Below are 20,590 nucleotides of genomic sequence, written 5' to 3'. Positions count from 1 at the left end.
TCGAAGTCGGTGGCGAGCCCGGCGTGCCCGGCCTCCATGCCCGTCATCGCCAGGTTCTCGAAGCCCGCACCCATCGACGCACCGGCCGCGTCCCCCGACTCCCGCAACTCCCCGATCGCCGCCCGCAGACCGTCCTGAATGTTCTTGACCGCCGCCGGCGAAACCTCAAGATCTCCGCCACCCGCCATCAGGCAGCCTCCCCGGCCACCAGGTCCACGGCATTCGCATCCGGGACGATCCCCGCCACCGGCGGGAAGAACATCGACCCGTCCCCGTCCGCCACGTTCACGACCACACCCGCCGGACCATCGGCCATCGGAATCAAAGCGTCCGCCAGCCGCGCACCCAGCACCGAGAGGAACTCCCACTCCCGGCCGGACTCCCCGCGCGCCGCGGCGAACCGGGCCAGCGCCTCCTCGTCCGTGAACGCGTAGATCCACCGGATGCCACCCGAAACCGCCGACATCAGACCGCCGTCGGGACCATCAGCGAGCGGAACCAGCAGGGCAGCCCGGCGGAACTCCCCCACCAGACGGTCCGGATCGCCCAGCCCGCCCCGTATCGCGGCGATTTCTTCGGTCAGTTGCATGGGCCGTATCCCCTCCAGCGCCGGTCGGCGTTTGCAGGAGACAACGCTACCGGGGGGCCCGGCGGTTCCGTTCAGGCCCCCTGGGCCGCCTCCAGGACCAGGCGGATCTCCGTGACCTCGTACCCGGCGCGGGTGAAGGCGGCGGCCATCGGGGCGTTCACGGTGTCCGTGGTGGCGGTGATGCGGTCGGCTCCCTCGGAGGCGTGGAAGCGGGTGATCTCGGCGAGGATCTCGTCGATCAGGCCCTGTCCGCGCTGTTCGGGGACCACGCCGAGGTAGCCGACGTTGCGGTGGTACGGGGTCGCGGAGGGGATCGCCATTCCGGCGAGCGTGCCGTCCGGCAGGTGGGCCAGGCGCCACCAGGAGCGCTCGCCCGGGCAGTCGGTGTAGAACTCGATGTCGTCGCGCGCCAGTTCCTCGGCGTCGATCGTGCGGAGCTCGTTCTGGGTGTGCAGGTCCAGGCTGCCGGACGAGAGGCGGACGAAGGCATCGAGGAACTCCTCGTCGGTGCCTTCGCGGAAGACCAGCCGGCCGGTGGGCCCGGCGGTGCCGGCGGCCGGGGTCCATTCGAAGCGGAGCCGCTCGATCTCGCGGACCAGGCCGGAGGAGGCGGCCGCCTTCTGGCGCCAGGCGACCGCGTCGGCCAGGCCGTCGGGGGAGGTGCGCCAGTCGCGCGGGAGCGAGATGTTGTAGTCGGGGAGCTTGCCGAAGGCCTCGTGCCCGGCGGCGAGCAGCCCGGCGGCGACGGCGGCCGGGTCCGGCACGGAGCTCCGTACCTGGAGGCAGTCGAGCGCGATCGGCCGCTCGCTGTCGGCGCGGCCCCACCACAGGGCGCGGGCCAGGACCTCACCGCTCTCGTCCTCGGCGAGCCAGGTCCACTCGGGGCGCATCTGGCCCGCGGCGAGCTCTTCTCGGATCTTCTCGGGGGTGAGGGCGGGGACGGGGCCGTCGGCCGGGTAGGCGAGGGCGCGGTCCAGGTCGGTGGGGTCTGCGGTGGCAGCGCGGAAGTGCATGGGCCGATGATCACACCGGACGGAGACGTTCTCCAAGGAGTTTCTGCACGTCAGAGGCAGTTTGGTACGGAATTCCGGCCTCCGGGTGGAATACCCGGAGGCCGGTCCGCAGGGCCGTCAGGACCAGGTGATCAGACGGCGGGGGTGCTCCAGGACGGCGGCGATGTCCGCGAGGAAGCGGGAGCCGAGTTCGCCGTCGATGAGGCGGTGGTCGAAGGACAGCGCCAGCGTGGTGACCTGGCGGGCCTTGACCTTGCCCTTGTGGACCCACGGCTGGAGCTTGATCGCGCCGACCGCGAGGATCGCGGACTCGCCGGGGTTCAGGATGGGCGTACCGGTGTCGACGCCGAAGACGCCCACGTTGGTGATGGTGATGGTGCCGTTCTGCATGTCGGCCGGGGAGGTCTTGCCCTCGCGGGCCGTGGCGACCAGCCCGGACAGGGCCTGCGACAGCTCGCCGAGCGTCTTGGCGTGGGCGTCCTTGATGTTCGGGACGATCAGCCCGCGGGGGGTGGCCGCCGCGATGCCCAGGTTGACGTAGTGCTTGAGCACGATCTCCTGGGCCGCCTCGTCCCAGGACGCGTTGACGTCCGGGTTGCGGCGGATCGCCACGAGGACGGCCTTGGCGATCAGGAGCAGCGGGTTGATCCGCAGACCGGCGAGGTCCGGGTCCTCCTTGAGCTCCTGGACCAGCTTCATCGTGCGGGTCACGTCGAAGGTGATGAACTCGGTGACGTGCGGCGCGGTGAAGGCGGAGCCGACCATGGCCTGGGCGGTGACCTTGCGGACGCCCTTGACCGGGATACGGGTCTCCCGGGCGGTCGCGGACCCGGCCACGGGCACCTCGGCCGGGGCCTGTACGGGAGCCTGCGCCGGAGCCGGAGCCGTGACGGCGGCCGGAGCCGGAGCCACGGTCTGCGGGGTGATCGCCGCCGCGGCCGCCGCGTGCACGTCCTCGCGGGTCACGACCCCGCCGTCGCCGGTGGGGACCACCGCCGCCAGGTCGATGCCGAGGTCCTTGGCGAGCTTGCGCACCGGCGGCTTCGCCAGCGCCTTGCCCGCGCCGCCCTGGGCGGGGACCGCCACGGGGGCGGCCGGAGCCGCCGCGGCGTGGGCGACGCCCGTGCCGCTCTGCGCGGCGACCGCGGGCTGCGGCGCAGCCTTGCGCGGGCGGCGCTTCGTAGAGGCGGTGGAGACTCCGTAGCCGACCAGGACGGGCTGGCGGGCCGCCGGGGCCTCGGGCTCCGCCGCCGCGGCGGGTGCCTCGACGGCCGGAGCCGCTGCCGGAGCCTCGTCGGCCGGGCCCGTCTGCACCGAGATGATGACCTGGCCGACGTCGACCGTGACGCCCTCCTCGAAGAGGAGCGCGTGCACGACCCCGTCGAAGGGGATCGGCAGCTCGACGGCCGCCTTCGCCGTCTCCACCTCACAGACGACCTGGCCGTCGGTGACGGTGTCACCGGGCTGGACGTACCACTTGAGGATCTCGGCCTCGGTGAGGCCCTCGCCCACATCGGGCATCTTGAATTCGCGGATCGTCATCGCAGGGCTCTCCTCAGTACGCCAGCGAGCGGTCGACTGCGTCGAGCACCCTGTCCAGGCCCGGCAGGTACTCGTCCTCCAGGCGGGCCGGCGGGTACGGGGCGTGGTAGCCGCCCACGCGCAGCACGGGCGCCTCCAGGTGGTAGAAGCACCGCTCCGTGATGCGAGCGGCGATCTCCGAACCCACACCGAGGAAGACCGGCGCCTCGTGGACCACCACGAGCCGGCGGGTCTTCTCCACCGACGCCTGGATCCCGTCGAAGTCGACCGGGGACATCGAGCGCAGGTCCACGACCTCCACCGACTTGCCCTCCTCGGCGGCGGCCGCGGCGGCCTCCAGGCAGACCTTCACCATGGGCCCGTAGGCCGCCAGGGTGATGTCGGTGCCCGTACGGGCCACCCGCGAGCCGTGCAGCGCGTCGGGGATGGCCTCGACGTCGACCTCGCCCTTGTCCCAGTAGCGGCGCTTCGGCTCGAAGAAAATCACCGGGTCGTCGCTGAGGATGGCCTGCTGGAGCATCCAGTAGGCGTCGCTCGCGTTGGACGGGGAGACCACCTTCAGGCCGGGGACGTGCGCGAACAGCGTCTCCGGGGACTCCGAGTGGTGCTCGACCGCGCCGATGCCGCCCGCGTACGGGATGCGGATGACGACGGGCATCTTGATCGTGCCGAGCGAGCGCGCGTGCATCTTGGCGAGCTGCGTGACGATCTGGTCGTACGCCGGGAAGACGAACCCGTCGAACTGGATCTCCACGACCGGCCGGTACCCGCGCAGGGCCAGGCCGATCGCGGTGCCGACGATGCCGGACTCGGCGAGCGGGGTGTCGATGACCCGCTCCTCGCCGAAGTCCTTCTGGAGTCCGTCGGTGATGCGGAAGACGCCGCCGAGCTTGCCGACGTCCTCACCCATGATCAGGACCTTGGGGTCCTCTTCCAGGGCCTTGCGCAGGGAGTCGTTGAGCGCCTTGGCGATGGTGAGCTTCTGTACGGCCATGACGGTCACTCCCCGCCTTCGAAGGACGCGAGGTAGGCGGCGAACTGCGCGCGCTCCTCGTCGACGAGCGCGTGCCCGTCCGCGTAGACGTTCTCGAAGATCGCCATCGTGTCGGGGTCGGGCATCGAGCGCACGACCTCGCGCACCCGCTTGCCGAGTGCCTCGCTCTCCACCTCCAGCTGCTCGAAGTACGCCTCGTCGGCGCCTCCGGTGGCCAGCAGGTGGGCCTTCAGGCGCAGGATCGGGTCCTTGGCCTCCCAGGCCGCCGTCTCCTCGTCGCGCCGGTACTTCGTCGGGTCGTCGGAGGTGGTGTGCGCACCCATCCGGTACGTGAAGGCCTCCACCAGGGTGGGCCCCTCTCCCCGGCGGGCCCGCTCCAGCGCCCAGCGGGTCACCGCGAGGCAGGCCAGTACGTCGTTGCCGTCCACCCGGACGCCCGGGAAGCCGAAGCCCTGCGCGCGCTGGTAGAGCGGCACGCGCATCTGGCGCTCGGTGGGCTCGGAGATGGCCCACTGGTTGTTCTGGCAGAAGAACACCACGGGCGAGTTGTAGACCGCCGCGAAGGTGAAGGCCTCCGCCACGTCGCCCTGGCTGGACGCGCCGTCGCCGAAGTAGGCGATGACGGCCGAGTCGGCGCCGTCCTTGGCCACGCCCATCGCGTACCCGGTCGCGTGCAGCGTCTGGGAGCCGATGACGATCGTGTACAGGTGGAAGTTGTTCGTGGTCGGGTCCCAGCCACCGTGGTTCACCCCGCGGAACATGCCGAGGAGGTTGGTCGGGTCGACCCCGCGGCACCAGGCCACACCGTGTTCGCGGTAGGTCGGGAAGACGTAGTCGTCGTCGCGCAGGGCCCGGCCGGAGCCGATCTGAGCGGCCTCCTGGCCGAGCAGCGAGGCCCACAGGCCCAGCTCTCCCTGGCGCTGGAGGGCGGTCGCCTCGCCGTCGAAGCGGCGGGTCATGACCATGTCGCGGTAGAGACCGCGCAGGTCATCGGTGGTGATGTCGGCGACGAAGGGCGCGAATTCCGCGACGTCGGGATTTTCCGCGACGTCGACGCGCACCCCCTCGGGCGTCAGCAGCTGTACGAGCTGGGGCTCGGCGTCATGCGTCTTCGCGGTGGCAGCGGCGGGCTTGGCGGCGCTTGCCGCGCCGGCCGGCCGCTTGGTGCCGCTGCGGCGCGGCTTGCGCGCGGCAGTGCTCTCCACGGTCACGATTGCTCCTCCGTCGGTCCGGCACCCGGGTTCTCCGGGGACCAGTGCGGCTCACCTGGATCTCTGCCCGCGCACGGGGTGGGTGCGCTTCGGGTCTGGGATTCAGGCGTGACAGGTGCCCCGGCGCGTGCCCTGCGCAATGCACGTTACCCAGTGCGTCGCATAACTGCGAAACCCCGTTTGACCTGCGATTTTGCTTGGATTTCCAAGTAAATCGGCGGAACCGGGAACAACCACTGGTCACAGCCTTGCAGGGGGCCGGAACAACGGCACGTTATCCCGCGCGACTCCGGCAGGGAAGGGGTGAGTGTGTGAAACTGAGTTCGTGCGCGAAAACGGAAAAATCAAGGTATTCCTCCTGGACGACCACGAAGTGGTGCGTAGGGGTGTTCACGAGCTGTTGTCGATGGAATCGGACATCGAGGTCGTGGGTGAGGCCGGTACGGCCGCCGACGCGCTGGTCCGGATCCCCGCCACCCGCCCCGACGTGGCCGTTCTGGACGTCCGGCTGCCCGACGGCAGCGGGGTGGAGGTGTGCCGCGAGGTGCGCTCCCAGAACGAGGACATCAAGTGCCTGATGCTCACCTCGTTCGCCGACGACGAAGCGCTGTTCGACGCGATCATGGCCGGCGCCTCGGGCTACGTGCTCAAGGCGATCCGCGGAAACGAGCTGCTCAACGCGGTGCGTGACGTGGCGGCCGGCAAGTCCCTGCTGGACCCCGTCGCCACGGCCCGGGTGCTGGAGCGGCTGCGCGACGGCAAGAACGGCAAGGGCGACGACCGGCTCTCCAACCTCACCGACCAGGAGCGCAAGATCCTCGACCTGATCGGCGAGGGCCTGACGAACCGCGTGATCGGCGAGCGGCTGCACCTGGCCGAGAAGACGATCAAGAACTACGTCTCCAGCCTCCTGTCCAAGCTGGGCATGGAGCGCCGCTCCCAGGCCGCCGCTTACGTGGCCCGCCTGCAGGCCGAGAAGGGGCGCTAGCCGCCCCGCCTTCGCTACACAGCGTTATGCCCCGTGGTCGCACAATTCCACGGGGCGCACTGTTTAATTCGGGACCAACGTCCCCGATGTGCGGGGCGGGCTCCTCTTTTCCGGCAGGGTGTCGGTACCGGACAGTGGACGACATGTCCCCAGAGGAACTCCACGCCATCGAACTGCTGCGCCGCGTGCCGTACGGCCGAGCCGCCACCAGCATGCGCGCGCTGCCCTTCCTCGCCGTCGCGCGCCACATCGTGGTGAACGGCAAGGTCGTCCTGAGAATGCACGCCGGTTTCGGCTACCACCAAGCCTGCAACGGCAGCGTGGTCTCGTACGGAGCCGACAACTTCAACTCCGGCGAGTCCCAGCTGTGGTCGGTGCAGTTCACCGGCACCGCGAACCTCGTCGAACCCACCACCGCCGAACTCGAGCTGTTCGGACCCGGTCCGCACTTCGTGGACGGCGCGGTCTTCGACCCCGTCTACATGCGGATCGAGCCGCACCTGGTCACCGTCCACACCCTCGCCGGCAATCTGGACCGGCAGTACCAGCACGCGCTCTGAGCGACCCGCGCGGGACTTTGGTCCCACGGAGAACGGCCCGGCGGCCCCTCGCATAGAGAGGGGCCGCCGGGCCGTTCCGATGACGCAGGGCTACTGTCCCTCGTCCCCGATCCCGTTGTCCTCGGGCGACTTCGACGGGCTCGGCGAGGGCGACTTCGACGTGCTCGGCGAGGGTGACTTCGACGTGCTCGGCGAGGTCGACGGCGACGGCGACGGCGAGTAGCTCGGCGACGGGGAGTAACTCTGCGACGGGGACTTGCTGCGGGTCGGGGGCGCCGAGTAGGAGTACGAGCTCTCCGGCGCCGAGTGGGAGACCGAGGTCTCCGGCACCGAACTCTCCGGCGTCGTACCGGCCGAGGAGGACGCGGAACTCGCCGGCGGGGTCACGCCCGTGCCGGGCTCCTTCGTGCCGCCGAAGCCGTTGACCGCGTACGCCACGCCGCCCGCGACCGCGAGGACGGCAAGGACCGCGAACAGCCACAGCTTCCAGTTGCCGCCGGAAGGGCGGTCGCCGTACCCGTCGTAACCGTCGTACCCGCCGGTCCCGCCGTGGCCGTTGCCGCCCCCGCCGGGGTAGGCGGAGCCGTCGTCCGGGTTCAGCGGCGGCACCATCGGCTGCTGGAACTGCGAGGTCGAGGAGTGCGAGCCGTACGGCGGCTGGCCCTGGCCGGGCGTCGCCATCGCCGTGGTCTGCGCCGGGCCGCGGCCGTGCGGCAGCGCCATGGTGACCGGGCCGGTGTTCCAGGTGCCGCTGTTGGGCCCCTGGTCGTGCAGCATCTGCAGGGCGTACTGGACCAGCCCGCGCATCTCCTCGGCGCTCTGGAACCGGTCGTCCGGGTCCTTCGCGAGGGAGCGCATGACGAGCCCGTCGAGCTCCTGCGGGATCTGGCCGCCCTCCGGCAGCTGCGAGGGCGGGATCGGCGCGTCCTGCACGTGCTGGTAGACCACCGAGAGCGGGGTCTCCCCGGTGAACGGGGGACGCAGCGAGAGGAGTTCGTAGAGCAGGCAGCCCGTCGCGTACAGGTCGGAGCGGTGGTCCACGGCCTTGCCGAGGGCCTGTTCGGGCGAGAGGTACTGCGGCGTGCCCATGACCATGCCGGTCTGGGTCATCGTCGACTGCGCGCCGTGCAGGGCGCGCGCGATGCCGAAGTCCATCACCTTGACCGCGCCGGTGTCCGTGATGATCACGTTGGCGGGCTTGATGTCACGGTGCACGATGCCGTGCTGGTGCGAGTACGCGAGCGCTTCGAGCACGCCGGAGGTGATGATCAGCGCCTGGTCGGGGCCCGGGGCCTCGGCGCTGATCAGCAGGTCGCGGATGGTGCGGCCCTCGACCAGTTCCATGACGATGTAGGGGACGACGTTCGGTCCGACCCGGTCCTCGCCCGAGTCGTACACGGCGACCACGGCATGGTGGTTGAGGCCGGCGACCGACTGAGCCTCGCGCGTGAAGCGGGCCTTGGACACCGGGTCCTCGGCGAGGTCGGGGCGCAGCAGTTTGACGGCGACGGTCCGGCCCAGCCGGACGTCCTCCGCGGCGAAGACCTCGGCCATGCCGCCCCGGCCCAGACGGTGGGTCAGCCGGTAACGGCCGTCACCCACCAGGCCGCCCGCGCCCCAGTGCTCAGGACCCTCTGCCATCCCGGCGCCGCTTCCCTCGGGTTCGGGTGCCATCAGTCCTCACCGTCGTCTGTCTCGGCCGCCGCTCAGCGGATGGGTCCTCATCGTGTGCTCCGACGAACGCTACAGCCTCAGAACCGGTCACCGTTCGGACGAGGACCCGCCGTGGGCCGCCTGTGGACCCCCTGTGGCCTTGTGGTCACGGAACGGGAACCTGGCTTGACGTGTGCTTGCCCTCCGGCAGACTGAGGCCGACATGCGCTCAGCCAGAGGCGTAGGGACACATCCCGAGGGGAAGCAACAGTCATGAGCCAGGACGGCACCCAGGGCCAGTACGCGGGCGGCTCTTTGGCCGGTGGCCGTTACCAGCTAAGGGACTTGCTCGGCGAGGGAGGCATGGCCTCCGTATACCTCGCATACGACTCGGCGCTCGACCGCCAGGTCGCCATCAAGACGCTGCACAGCGAGCTCGGGCGCGAACAGTCCTTCCGCGAACGCTTCCGCCGCGAAGCGCAGGCTGTAGCGAAACTGTCGCACACCAACATCGTCTCGGTCTTCGACACCGGTGAGGGAGTCGTCTCCTTCGCGAACCCCTCGACGGCCGACGGCGCGGTCATGCCGTACATCGTCATGGAGTACGTCGAGGGCCAGCCGCTCGGCTCCGTCCTGGACGGCGACATCAGGCAGTACGGGGCCATGCCGGCCGACAAGGCGCTGAAGGTGACGGCCGACGTCCTGGCGGCTCTGGAGAGCAGCCACGAGATGGGGCTGGTCCACCGCGACATCAAGCCGGGCAACGTCATGGTGACGCGGCGCGGAGTGGTCAAGGTCATGGACTTCGGCATCGCGCGGGCCATGCAGTCGGGGGTCACCTCGATGACGCAGACCGGCATGGTCGTCGGCACCCCGCAGTACCTCTCCCCCGAGCAGGCGCTCGGGCGGGCCGTGGACGCCCGCTCCGACCTGTACTCGGTGGGCATCATGCTCTTCGAGCTGCTGACCGGGCGGGTCCCCTTCGTCGCCGACTCGGCCCTGGGCATGGCGTACGCGCACGTGCAGGAGGAGCCGGTCGCGCCCTCCTCCATCAACCGCTCCGTCACCCCGGCGATGGACGCGCTGGTGGCGCGGGCCCTGAAGAAGAACCCGAACGAGCGTTTCCCCACCGCCGCCGCCATGCTCGACGAGGTCGCGCGGGTGGCGGGCTCCGGGCACACCGGGGCCCCGGTCATCGTCCCGGGCGCGCACCCGACGAACAGCGGCGCCGGGCTCGGCTCGGCCGTGTTCCCGCCGGTGGACTCCGGTCTGCAGGCGCCGCCGCACTCGGTGCAGCAGCCGTACCAGGCGCCGCACACCCCAGTGCCGTCCGCGTACGCGCCGACGCCGCCGCCGCAGTCCGGGGCGTACGGGTACCCGCAGCAGCACCAGCAGCAGCACCAGCAGCACCAGCAGGCGCCGACCCCGGCGCCGTACGGGGTCGCGACCCCGCCGCCGTACACGATGTCGCCGCAGGGCGGGCAGACCGGTCAGGCTGCGGCCGCGGGCGGGCGGAAGAAGAACGTCCCGGTCCTGGTGGGGGCCGTCGTGGTGGCGCTGGCGGCCGTCGGCGGGCTGATCGCCGCGCTGGACCTGGGCGGCGACGACAAGGACAAGGCCGGGCCGACGCCCCCGGGCTCCTCCACCTCGGCGTCCGGCCCGGCGAAGGCCGGGCACAAGGGGCCGGACCTCTCGCGGACGATCGAGGAGTCCAAGTGCAAGGAGCCCCAGAAGGCCCGCACCCAGGTCGGCAAGGTGGAGGCGCCGGACTTCCGGTACATGAACCAGGTCTCGGTGAAGGCGTGCATCCGGGCCGGCGGCTGGAAGTACGAGGAGAAGCCCCGGGACGAGGCGGTCTACGGCGAGGGGACCATCGTGCAGCAGACCCCCGAGGGGGGCGACGCGATCGACCCGGCCAACACCACCTTCACCCTGTGGATCTCCACCGGCGACCCGGAGTGATCCGCGCGGTCGTGCCCGAGGGATGCGAAGGGGTGCGACCCGCAGGGGTGAAGCGGAGTTCGCCCGCCGTGCGCCGGTTCTGATACATACGCGCAGGTCACGCCCGCCGCACCTCCGGGAGTCCTGATGCACCGCCCTGCACGCAACCTCGTACCCGACTCCGCACGCGACTCCGCACGCAACCGCGCACGCGGCCTCGTACGCGTCCTCACCGCCGGCGCCGCGGCGCTGGCGGTGGGCGCGCTCGCCGCCGGGCCCGCCTCGGCCGCCGGCGCCTCCTCCAGCTGCGATTCCGTCGGCGCCTACGGCAGCGCCGACTGGACGTGGCTGAACGGCTCCACGATCGTCCGCGTCAAGCTCACTTCCGTGGACACCGCGGACGACGCCCGCGTCGCGGGCGTCCAGCTCTACACGCTGGACCACTCGGGGCGCTCGCACGAGTGGCCCTGGCGCTTCAACAAGGGCGGCGCCGGCAAGAGCCGCACCTGGGAAACCAGCCTGCAGGACAAGCGCGGGATCGACCGGGTCGGCGTACAGGCCGCGGCGTTCGACGACGCCGGCTACCGGACGCTGTGCGGGTCCGGATCCGTGAAGAACCCGACCTTGTAGGTGGGGCCGGCATCCCGAACGGCCTGTACGGAATGCCGGTTTTGTCCGGTTATGCGAATCTGAGTCCGTGACCTACGCCCGCGCGCTGTGCTGGACCGCCGGGGCAGCGATGGCAACCGCCACGCTGCTGATCACGGCGCCCGCGCACGCCGCGGCCGCCGTCTCCGCGCCGGCTTCCGTCTCCGCCGCGGCGGCAGCGGGAGCGGACGCAGCGGACCGGGCCTTCGAGGATCTCGCCGGAAGCTCCGCCGGGGCCGGGCGGGAGCGGCCCGGGCGGCCGGTGGGCGAGCCCGCCAATCCCGAGACCGTGCTCGCCGCGCGCCCCGTCCCGAAGTACCCGCGCACCGAACCGGTACCGCCGGTTCCCGCGGCCCCCTCCGAACCCCCGGTGATCCCGGTGATCGGCGCGCTCGGCACCGAGCCGAACGAGCGGGCCGCCGACCTGGCCGCGCACATACTGCCGCTCGGAACGGGATTCGCCCTGATGGGGCTGGGTCTCGGATTCATGGGAATGCGGCTGCGCCGGGGCATGTAGCCCCCGGCCCCACACCCGCCCCACCCCGGTCCCGCACCCGGTCCCGCACCCGGTCCCGCACCCGGCCCGGTCGCCGGGTCCCCCTTGGGGCGTAGGCCCTAGGATGGTTGCGGAGAGGTGCATACTCGGTATACATACTGAGTATGTCGATCCGCCACGGCCTTCTCGCCCTGCTGGAACGGGGCCCCCGGTACGGCTCCCAGCTGCGCACCGAATTCGAGTCCCGCACCGGTTCCACCTGGCCGCTCAACGTCGGGCAGGTGTACACCACGCTCGCCCGGCTGGAGCGCGACGGCCTCGTCGCCCCCGGCGGCGAGGACCCGGCCGGGCACACCCTGTACGCCATCACCGAGATCGGGCGCCACGAACTGCGCGAGTGGTACGAGCGTCCCGTCGACCGGGCCAACCCGCCCCGGGACGAGCTCGCCATCAAGCTCGCCATGGCCGTCGGCGCGCCCGGCGTGGACATCCGCGCCGTCATCCAGGCACAGCGGCACGCCACTGTCCAGGCCATGCAGGACTACACCCGGCTCAAGGCACAGGCTCTCGCCGCCATCGAGAGCGGGCGCTCCGGCGAACGCGACGACATCGCCTGGCTGCTCGTCCTGGAACAGCTGATCTTCCAGACCGAGGCCGAGGCCCGCTGGCTCGACCACTGCGAGTCCCGGCTCGTACGGCTGGCCGCGCGCGGGGAGCGCGCACCGGCCGAGGCCGAGCCGCCCGAGGGCCCCGGGGCCCCCGCGGGCTCCGAGGCCACCACCGTCCCGACCACACCCACGACCACCGACCGGTCTCTTTCCCGTACCGCCCGCACGCGGCGGGTCTGAACCACCGCTCCACGTCCCAGGGGGGAACCCTTCATGCCCGACCAGCCCGTATTGCAGCTGGACCAGCTCGTCCGCATCCACGGCAGCGGCGCCACCGAGGTGCACGCCCTGCGCGGGATCGACCTCTCCGTGTACCCCGGCGAACTCGTCGCCGTCATGGGCCCCTCCGGGTCCGGCAAGTCCACGCTGCTGACCCTCGCCGGCGGACTCGACACCCCGAGCAGCGGCAAGGTGATCGTCGAGGGCACCGACATCACCACCGCGAGCCGCAAGCAGCTGGCCGCCCTGCGCCGCCGCAGCATCGGGTACGTCTTCCAGGACTACAACCTGATCCCGGCCCTCACCGCGGCCGAGAACGTCTCCCTGCCGCTCGAACTCGACGGGGTCTCCGCCCGCAAGGCCCGCGTCTCGGCGCTCTCGGCCCTGGAGGAGATGAACCTCGGCCAGCTCGCCGACCGCTTCCCCGACGAGATGTCCGGCGGCCAGCAGCAGCGCGTGGCCATCGCCCGCGCGCTGGTCGGCGACCGCCGCCTCGTCCTCGCCGACGAGCCGACCGGCGCCCTGGACTCCGAGACCGGGGAGTCCGTACTCGCCCTGCTGCGCTCGCGCTGCGACGCCGGTGCGGCCGGGATCCTGGTCACCCACGAGCCGCGCTTCGCCGCATGGGCCGACCGCGTGGTCTTCCTGCGCGACGGCAGCGTCGTCGACGAGACCCTGCGCAGCCAGGCCGACTCCCTGCTCTCCGGGCAGGCGGCCGCTCAGTGATCTCCTCGTACCACTCCTGGATCGCGGCGATCCGGATAGCCCGCCGCGACGCCTGGCGCTCCAAGGGCCGCAGCGCCCTCGTCCTGGCCATGATCGCCCTGCCGATCGTCGGCGTGAGCGCCGTCGACCTCACCGTGCGCAGCTCGGAGCTCTCCCCCGAACAGCGCGTCGGACGGGTACTCGGCGCCGCCGACGCCAAGGTGACCGACCCCCACATGGGCGCTCCCCTCTACCAGAGCCCCGACGCGCAGAGTTACGCCCCGGTCGGCGGATACGAAAAGCTCGAAGGGAGCCCCGGCGGCCGGGACGAACCCGCCGCCGCACCCCAGCTCCCGGCCGGGGCCCAGTCCGTCAAGGACAGCAAGTCCTACGCCAAGGTCCGCACCCGGTACGGGATCCTGGAGACCGAGCTCCGCGAGGTGGACCCCGCGAGCCCGCTGGTCAAGGGCCTGTGGACGCTGGAGCGCGGCCGGCTGCCGCAGGCTCCCGGCGAGATCCTCGCCACCGGCGCCTTCCTGGAGGAGTCCGGGTACTTCCTCGGCTCCAGCGTGACCCCGCGCGAGTCGACCGCCTCGTACAAGATCGTCGGCGTCTACGAGATGCCCGACAACCTGCACAGCGCACAGCTCCTGGCCCGGCCCGGCACCCTGCTGGCCCCGCTCGACCGGGACCTGAAGGCCGCCGGCGGCTCGGGAATGAACCCCCAGGACGCGTACCTGGTGAAGGTCGGCGGCGAAGGTTTCACGTGGAACATGGTCAAGGAGACCAACGCCAAGCAGCACCTCATCGTCGAATCGCGCGCCGTGCTGCTCGACCCTCCGGCCGACTCCGACGTGCCGCTCTACCAGCAGGAGCCCGGGAACATGTGGCGGCCCGGAGCCGTCATCGGGGCCACCGAACTCGCCATCGTCTCCACCGTCGTCGGCCTCGCCATGCTGGAGATCTGCCTGCTGGCCGGACCCGCCTTCGCGGTCGGCGCCCGGCGCTCGCGCCGCCAGCTCGGCCTGGTCGGCGCCAACGGCGGTGACCGGCGGCACATCCGGGCCATCGTGCTCTCCGGCGGCCTCGTCATCGGCGCCGCGGCGGCCGTCACCGGCACCGCCCTCGGCATCGCCCTCACCGTGGGGCTGCGCCCGGTGCTGGAGGACACGATCGGCAGGCGGTTCGGCAGCTTCGACGTCCGCCCGCTGGAGCTCCTCGCCATCGGCCTGCTCGCCGTCCTGACCGGGCTGCTGGCCGCCATCGTCCCCGCCGTCAACGCCTCCCGGCAGACCGTGCTGGCCTCCCTCACCGGCCGCCGCGGCGTGCGCCGGGCCAACCGGGTGCTGCCCGTCCTCGGCCTGATCGCCATCGCGGCCGGTGCCGCCATCGCCCTGTTCGGCTCCGTCTCCGAGATGGGCGTCACCGTCGTCGCGGGCGGCAGCGCCATCGCCGAGCTCGGCGTCGTCGCCCTCACCCCCACCCTGGTCGGCCTGTTCGGCCGGGCCGGCCGGTGGCTGCCGCTGTCGCCCCGCCTCGCGCTGCGCGACGCCGTCCGCAACCGGGGGCGCACCGCGCCGGCCGTGGCCGCCGTACTGGCCGCCGTCGCCGGCACCGTCGCCGTGGCCACGTACCAGCACAGCAAGGAGATCCAGGCGCGGCACGAGTACGTCGCCCAGCTCCCCTACGGCGCCGGGCTGATCGAGAGCTACGAGTACACCGCGTACCGGGACGTGCCCGCGATGCGCGAGACCCTGTCGCAGCAACTCCCGGTGGACGTACGGGCCGACGTGGACCGGATCACCGTCGGCAAGCCCGGGTGTGCCCCGTACGGGAAGGACGCGGAATGCGGACGGGCCGAGATCATCATCCCGAAGGAGCAGCGCTGCCCCCTCTACTCGGCCGAGAACGGACCGAGTTCGTTCACCCTGGCCCAGCAGAAGGAGCTGCGCAACGACTGGCGCTGCCAGAACGACCGCTTCGGCATCCAGCACTCCGTGGTCGTCGCCGACGAGAAGCTGCTGTCCGTCCTGGCCGTCGAGGACCCGGGCGCCGCGGCCGCGCTGAAGGCGGGCAAGGCCCTCTCCTTCAAGAAGCAGAACGTGCGCGAGGACAAGGTCACCGTCCGGCTGATCACGGGCCGGGGCGAGCCCGCCCCCGGCTCCGCGCCCGATGAGCCGGCGCCCGGCCAGGACAAGGTCTTCGCCGCGTACCAGGCACCCGAGTCGGTGAACGGCTACGGCCTGGCCCTGGTGCTGCCGCCCTCGGCCGCGAAGAGCGCCGGCATCGCCACCGTCCCCTTCGGCTCGTACTTCACCCTCGACGGGGGCGCGAGCTCCGAGCAGCGCCAGCGGCTCGACGGGGCCCTGGACAAGCTGGGCCTGGACACGAACGTGCGGATCGAGAAGGGCTACGAGGGCAGCGACAGCCTGGTCATGCTCGTCCTGACCGTCTTCGCGGGCCTGGTCACCATCGGCGCGGCCGGCATCGCCACCGGCCTGGCCCAGGCGGACGCCGAGGGCGACCTGAAGACCCTGGCGGCGGTCGGCGCACCGCCGCGGGTGCGGCGCACGCTCAGCGGCTTCCAGTGCGGGGTGGTCGCCCTGATGGGCGTGCTCCTCGGCTCGGCGGCCGGGATCCTGCCGGCGGTCGGGCTCCGGCTCACCGAGCGGCGGGCCGCGGCCGATCTGGTCCGGTCGGGCATCGAGAACGGCTACGCGGCGGCCTCCGAGGCCATCCCCTACGTCCCGATCGCGGTGCCGTGGACCACGCTGGCCGGTCTGCTGATCGTCGTCCCGGTGGGCGCGGCGCTGCTGGCGGCCCTGGTCACCCGTTCGAGCGGAGCACTGGCCCGCCGCGAGGTCTGACGCGTCCGGCGCCGACGAGCGTCCCAGTTGGTGCCCCCGCACAGGGTGGATCACGCCCGTGCGGGGGCACACCGTGTGAATACGAAGGTGTGCGAGAGAATGACGGCATGGAGATGCCGAGGAGTGAACGGTCGCAGGACAGCCCCCCGCACGGCCTGATCGTGGGGCAGGACGGGATGCCGGTCGGCGGCGCCGATGACGAGTCGCGCGAGGTCCCGGTGACGGAGATGGTCGAACAGCCCGCCAAGGTCATGCGGATCGGCAGCATGATCAAGCAACTCCTGGAAGAGGTACGCGCCGCACCTCTGGACGAGGCCAGCCGGGTCCGTCTCAAGGACATTCACGCAGCGTCGGTGAAGGAGCTGGAAGACGGCCTGGCTCCCGAGCTGGTCGAGGAACTGGAGCGGCTCTCCCTTCCCTTCACGGAGGAGGCGATCCCGTCCGAGGCGGAACTGCGGATCGCCCAGGCGCAGTTGGTGGGCTGGCTGGAAGGCCTGTTCCACGGCATCCAGACGGCCCTGTTCGCGCAGCAGATGGCGGCGCGGGCCCAGCTCGAACAGATGCGCCGAGCCCTCCCGCCGGGCTCCTCCCACGAGGACGACGAAGACGGCCCCCACGGCGCCATCCGCTCGGGCCCGTACCTCTAACCCACCCCGCCCACACCCTCCGGGGCCGCCTCCGGGCGGCCCCGGAGCCATGTACCCCACCAAACCAATCCACCCCGCCGCCGTTTGCGGCACGGCGTCCGGGGCGGAGCCCCAGGATCTTCCAACCGTCCGGCGCTCGAGCCCCGGTGTCCGGGGCGGAGCCCCCAGGATCTTCCAGCCGTCCTGCGCTTGAGCACCGGTGTCCGGGGCGGAGCCCCAGGATCTGTCAGCCGTCCGGCGCTTGAGGACCGGTGTCCGGGGCGGAGCCCCAGGGGGTCCGGGCGCAGCCCGGTACCCCCTCCAGCCCGTCCGGCGTTTGAGGACCGGGTCAGGGCCGAGCCCTGGGAACGGAGGAACCGGGGGTCCCCCCGGACGAAGTCTGGGGGAGGGTAGGGGACTCCGCCCCGCGCAGCGGCCCCGCAGCCCACGCCCGGGCGACCGGGTAAGAACCCGGTAACCCCCTCAGCCCATCCGCCCCAACCCCCCCTCATACTGAGGGAATGACCTACGACGCCATCGTCCTGGCAGGCGGCGCCGCAAGCCGACTGGGCGGAGCCGACAAACCCGGCCTCCAGGTCGGCGGCCGCCCCCTCCTCGACCGCGTCCTGGACGCCTGCACGGACGCCCGCACCACCGTCGTCGTAGCCGGCCGCAGGCCAACGGCCCGGCCCGTGCACTGGACCCGGGAGGACCCCCCCGGCGGCGGCCCTCTCGCCGCGCTGGACGCCGGGCTGCGGCACACCACCGCCCCGCTGGTCCTCGTACTCTCCGCCGATCTGCCGTTCCTGGACCGGGAGACGGTCCGCGCCCTGCTCGGGACCCTCGACGCGCCCGAACACCACGCCCGGGACGGAGCCCTGCTCCGGGACCCGGGCGGCCGAGACCAGCCCCTGGTCGCCGCGTACCGCGCGGAGCCCCTGCGCAGGGAAATCGCCCTGCTGGCCACCGAACACGGCTCGGTGAACGGCCTTCCCCTGCGCGCCCTCACCGCCGAACTCGACCTCACCCCGGTCACTGCGGCTGCGCCACTCGCCTCCTTCGACTGCGACACCTGGGACGATCTCGCCGCCGCCCGCGCCCGAATCAGAGAGCATGGAACCGTGCTGGAGCAATGGATCACCGCCGTCAAGAACGAGCTGGGCATCGACGTCGCCGTCGACACCAAGACCCTGCTCGACCTCGCCCGTGACGCCGCCCACGGCGTCGCCCGGCCCGCCGCCCCGCTGACGACCTTCCTCGTCGGCTACGCGGCGGCCCATGCCGAAGCCACCGGCGCCGACCCGGCGCAGGCCGTGGCCGAGGCCTCCCGCAAGGCCGCCGAGCTGGCCCTGCGCTGGGCCGCGGAGGGCGAGGCCGCGGAAGCCGCCGGGGCCCCGGAAGCCACCGGCCGCGAAGCCGCCAGCCCCGAAGCGACCGGTTCCGGATGACCGCCGACCCCGGCACCGACGCCGACCGCGCCCTCGACCAGGCCCTCGCGCTGGTCAGCCGCGACCCCCGTTCCGAAGCCGCCGGCGGTGGCGGCAGTGGCCACCGCGCCGCGACCTGGCTCCGGGCCCGGGAGACCGCCACCCGCGCCGGTGCGGCCGTCCGCGGCCGCACCCACCGGGTCCCGCTGGCCGCCGCCCTCGGCGAGGTGCTGGCCGCGCCCCTCGACGCCCTGAGCGACCTGCCGTCCTTCGACACCTCCGCGATGGACGGCTGGGCCGTCGCCGGGCCCGGCCCCTGGACCATCCGCCCCGGCGAGAGCGCACTGGCCGGGAGCGAACTCCCCGCGCCCCTCGCGGACGGCGAGGCCGTACGGATCGCCACCGGCGCCCGGATCCCCGCGGACACCACCGCCGTGATCCGCAGCGAGCACTCCCGCGAGGCCGGCACCCTGCTGTACGCCGAACGGCCCGTCGCCACCGGCCAGGACATCCGCCCGCGCGGCCAGGAGTGCCGCTCCGGCGACCTGTTGCTGCCGGCCGGCTCCCTGGTGACCCCGGCCGTCCTCGGCCTCGCCGCAGCCGCCGGGTACGACGAGCTCACCACCCGGCCCCGGCCGCGCGTGGAGATCCTGGTGCTCGGCGACGAACTGCTCACCGAGGGCCCCCCGCACGACGGCCTCATCCGCGACGCCCTGAGCCCCATGCTGGGCCCCTGGCTGGGCCGCCTCGGCGCCGAGGTCATCGCCGTCCGGCGGATCGGCGACGACCCGGCGGGCGCCGAAGCACTGCTGGCCGCCGTCACCGGCTCCACCGCCGACGTGGTCATCACCACCGGCGGCACCGCCTCCGGCCCCGTCGACCACGTCCACCCCGTGCTCGCCAAGGCCGGCGCCGAACTGCTCGTCGACGGGGTCGCCGTACGCCCCGGACACCCGATGCTGCTGGCCCGCCTCGGCGACGGCGCCGACAGCCGCTACCTGGTGGGCCTGCCCGGCAACCCGCTGGCCGCCGTCTCCGGACTGCTCACCCTCGCCGAGCCGCTGCTGCGCGCCCTCGCCGGGCGGCGTCCGCGCCCGCGGTACGTGGTGCCCGTGGAGGGCGACGTACCGGGCCCCCCGCACGACACCCGGCTCGTACCGGTCCTGCTGACCGAGGACCACGCCGTACCGCTGCGCTACAACGGACCGGCGATGCTGCGCGGGGTGGCCGCCGCGGACGCGCTGGCCGTCGTACCCCCGAACGGGGCTCGATCCGGACAGGAGTTGGAGATCCTCGATCTCCCGTGGGCCTCCGGGGGATGTTTCACGTGAAACTTCACGGATCCGACGCGATGGCACGCGGCGCCGACGAGAAGCTCGTCTCGCGCCGCATCAAACTGCCCAAGCGCATCGTCGAGAAACCGCTCCGCCAGGTCTCCCGGCGCCTGCTGATGGCGCTGTTCGTGATGTTCCTGACGGTCCTGATCGTGTGGATCGACCGCGAGGGCTACCACGACAACGCCAACGACCAGGTCGACTTCCTCGACTGCGTCTACTACGCGACCGTCACCCTGTCGACGACCGGCTACGGCGACATCGTCCCGTACAGCGACAGCGCGCGGCTGGTCAACATCCTGCTGATCACCCCGCTGCGCGTGCTGTTCCTGATCATCCTGGTCGGCACCACCCTGGAAGTCCTCACCGAGCGCACCAGGGAAGAGTGGCGGCTGAGCCGCTGGAGGAAGAACTTGCGTGAGCACACGGTCGTCGTCGGCTTCGGCACGAAGGGCCGCTCCGCCCTCCAGACCCTGCTGTCCACCGGCCTCAGCAAGGAGCAGGTCGTCATCGTCGACCCCAGCGCCAAGGTGATCGACATCGCCAACGCGGAGGGGTTCACGGGGGTCGTCGGCGATGCCACGCGCTCCGAAGTCCTGCTGCGCGCAGAGATCCAGAAGGCCCGTCAGATCGTCATCGCCACCCAGCGCGACGATACGGCGGTCCTGGTCACCCTGACGGCCCGCCAGCTCAACCGCGGCGCGAAGATCGTGGCGGCCGTCCGGGAAGAGGAGAACGCGCCACTGCTGCGCCAGTCGGGCGCGGACGCGGTCATCACGAGCGCCAGCGCGGCCGGACGGCTGCTCGGGCTCTCGGTGCTCAGCCCGAGCGCGGGCACGGTGATGGAAGACCTCATCCAGCAGGGCAGCGGGCTCGATCTGATCGAGCGTCCGGTGAACCGCGCGGAGGTCGGCAAATCGGTCCGGGACACCGACGACCTGGTCGTCAGCGTCCTGCGCGGCCACCGCCTGCTCCCGTACGACGATCCGCACGCGAGCCCCCTCCAGCTCACGGACCGCGTGATCACCATCGTCCGCGCGGCCCCGTCGGCCACCCCGCCGGTGGTGCTGGGTTCGGCGGACTAGGCCGTCTCTTTCGGATCTTGCGGG

At 72.1% G+C, this 20,590-nt stretch carries 18 protein-coding genes and 1 pseudogene; 12 read left to right on the top strand and 7 right to left on the bottom strand.

All coding sequences use genetic code 11. The annotated features are described in order from the left end of the window. From AC061S_RS08865 to pdhA, 6 genes and pseudogenes are all read right to left on the bottom strand, one after another. A pseudogene (locus AC061S_RS08865) lies at positions 1-188 on the bottom strand (hypothetical protein); the annotation flags it as partial. Continuing rightward, a complete protein-coding gene (locus AC061S_RS08860) occupies positions 188-589 on the bottom strand; it encodes an SseB family protein (protein ID WP_478685277.1) in 402 nt (133 codons plus the stop codon). The gene AC061S_RS08860 and the pseudogene AC061S_RS08865, both read right to left, overlap by 1 nt. Before the next feature lie 71 nt (positions 590-660). Continuing rightward, positions 661-1,602 carry a GNAT family N-acetyltransferase gene (locus AC061S_RS08855; protein WP_478685276.1) on the bottom strand — a complete coding sequence of 314 codons (942 nt, stop codon included), beginning with the start codon at positions 1,600-1,602 and terminating at the stop codon, positions 661-663. A gap of 117 nt (positions 1,603-1,719) precedes the next feature. Beyond that, positions 1,720-3,144 carry a dihydrolipoamide acetyltransferase family protein gene (locus AC061S_RS08850; protein WP_478685275.1) on the bottom strand — a complete coding sequence of 475 codons (1,425 nt, stop codon included), beginning with the start codon at positions 3,142-3,144 and terminating at the stop codon, positions 1,720-1,722. Between the two features lie 13 nt (positions 3,145-3,157). Then, positions 3,158-4,138 (bottom strand): alpha-ketoacid dehydrogenase subunit beta, encoded by a 981-nt coding sequence (locus AC061S_RS08845; RefSeq protein WP_385367012.1) that lies wholly within the window; start codon positions 4,136-4,138, stop codon positions 3,158-3,160. A gap of 5 nt (positions 4,139-4,143) precedes the next feature. Beyond that, positions 4,144-5,349: a pyruvate dehydrogenase (acetyl-transferring) E1 component subunit alpha gene (gene pdhA / locus AC061S_RS08840; protein ID WP_478685274.1), complete on the bottom strand. Its 1,206-nt coding sequence runs from the start codon at positions 5,347-5,349 to the stop codon at positions 4,144-4,146. A gap of 325 nt (positions 5,350-5,674) precedes the next feature. Here pdhA and AC061S_RS08835 point away from each other — a divergent pair, with 325 nt between their 5' ends. After that, positions 5,675-6,337, top strand: coding sequence for a response regulator (locus AC061S_RS08835; protein WP_243330988.1), 663 nt, complete (start codon positions 5,675-5,677; stop codon positions 6,335-6,337). Between the two features lie 143 nt (positions 6,338-6,480). Continuing rightward, on the top strand, positions 6,481-6,897 hold the full coding sequence (locus AC061S_RS08830; RefSeq protein WP_243330989.1) for a pyridoxamine 5'-phosphate oxidase family protein: 417 nt from the start codon (positions 6,481-6,483) through the stop codon (positions 6,895-6,897). Positions 6,898-6,987: 90 nt separating this feature from the next. On the opposite strand, the gene AC061S_RS08825 is transcribed toward AC061S_RS08830, so the two are convergent. Further along, a complete protein-coding gene (locus tag AC061S_RS08825; RefSeq protein ID WP_478685273.1) occupies positions 6,988-8,571 on the bottom strand; it encodes a protein kinase domain-containing protein in 1,584 nt (527 codons plus the stop codon). A 252-nt stretch (positions 8,572-8,823) separates the two neighbouring features. Between AC061S_RS08825 and AC061S_RS08820 the strand changes: the two genes are divergently transcribed. From AC061S_RS08820 to AC061S_RS08775, 10 genes are all read left to right on the top strand, one after another. Then, positions 8,824-10,512: a protein kinase domain-containing protein gene (locus AC061S_RS08820; RefSeq protein WP_478685272.1), complete on the top strand. Its 1,689-nt coding sequence runs from the start codon at positions 8,824-8,826 to the stop codon at positions 10,510-10,512. A gap of 126 nt (positions 10,513-10,638) precedes the next feature. Further along, positions 10,639-11,121: a hypothetical protein gene (locus AC061S_RS08815; protein WP_478685271.1), complete on the top strand. Its 483-nt coding sequence runs from the start codon at positions 10,639-10,641 to the stop codon at positions 11,119-11,121. 67 nt (positions 11,122-11,188) lie between these two features. After that, positions 11,189-11,656 carry a hypothetical protein gene (locus tag AC061S_RS08810; RefSeq protein ID WP_478685270.1) on the top strand — a complete coding sequence of 156 codons (468 nt, stop codon included), beginning with the start codon at positions 11,189-11,191 and terminating at the stop codon, positions 11,654-11,656. A gap of 143 nt (positions 11,657-11,799) precedes the next feature. Continuing rightward, on the top strand, positions 11,800-12,483 hold the full coding sequence (locus AC061S_RS08805; RefSeq protein ID WP_478685269.1) for a PadR family transcriptional regulator: 684 nt from the start codon (positions 11,800-11,802) through the stop codon (positions 12,481-12,483). A gap of 33 nt (positions 12,484-12,516) precedes the next feature. Continuing rightward, positions 12,517-13,248, top strand: coding sequence for an ABC transporter ATP-binding protein (locus AC061S_RS08800; RefSeq protein ID WP_478685268.1), 732 nt, complete (start codon positions 12,517-12,519; stop codon positions 13,246-13,248). After that, complete coding sequence (locus AC061S_RS08795) at positions 13,245-16,094, top strand: FtsX-like permease family protein (RefSeq protein WP_478685267.1); 2,850 nt, start codon at positions 13,245-13,247, stop codon at positions 16,092-16,094. The genes AC061S_RS08800 and AC061S_RS08795 overlap by 4 nt, the downstream gene beginning before the upstream one ends. 107 nt (positions 16,095-16,201) lie before the next feature. Beyond that, entirely contained in the window at positions 16,202-16,741 is a 540-nt protein-coding gene (locus AC061S_RS08790) for a bacterial proteasome activator family protein (protein WP_243330999.1), read from the top strand. A 500-nt stretch (positions 16,742-17,241) separates the two neighbouring features. Further along, positions 17,242-18,168, top strand: a complete 927-nt coding sequence (locus AC061S_RS08785) for an NTP transferase domain-containing protein (protein ID WP_478685266.1) — start codon at positions 17,242-17,244, stop codon at positions 18,166-18,168. After that, positions 18,165-19,478, top strand: a complete 1,314-nt coding sequence (locus tag AC061S_RS08780) for a molybdopterin molybdotransferase MoeA (RefSeq protein WP_478685265.1) — start codon at positions 18,165-18,167, stop codon at positions 19,476-19,478. The genes AC061S_RS08785 and AC061S_RS08780 overlap by 4 nt, the downstream gene beginning before the upstream one ends. Further along, a complete protein-coding gene (locus AC061S_RS08775) occupies positions 19,466-20,566 on the top strand; it encodes a potassium channel family protein (protein ID WP_478685264.1) in 1,101 nt (366 codons plus the stop codon). Before AC061S_RS08780 ends, AC061S_RS08775 begins: the two co-directional genes overlap by 13 nt. Positions 20,567-20,590 lie beyond the last annotated feature (24 nt).

The sequence above is a fragment of the Streptomyces sp. CA189 genome, assembly GCF_056428985.1.
This window is presented reverse-complemented; position numbering and strand designations above follow the sequence as displayed.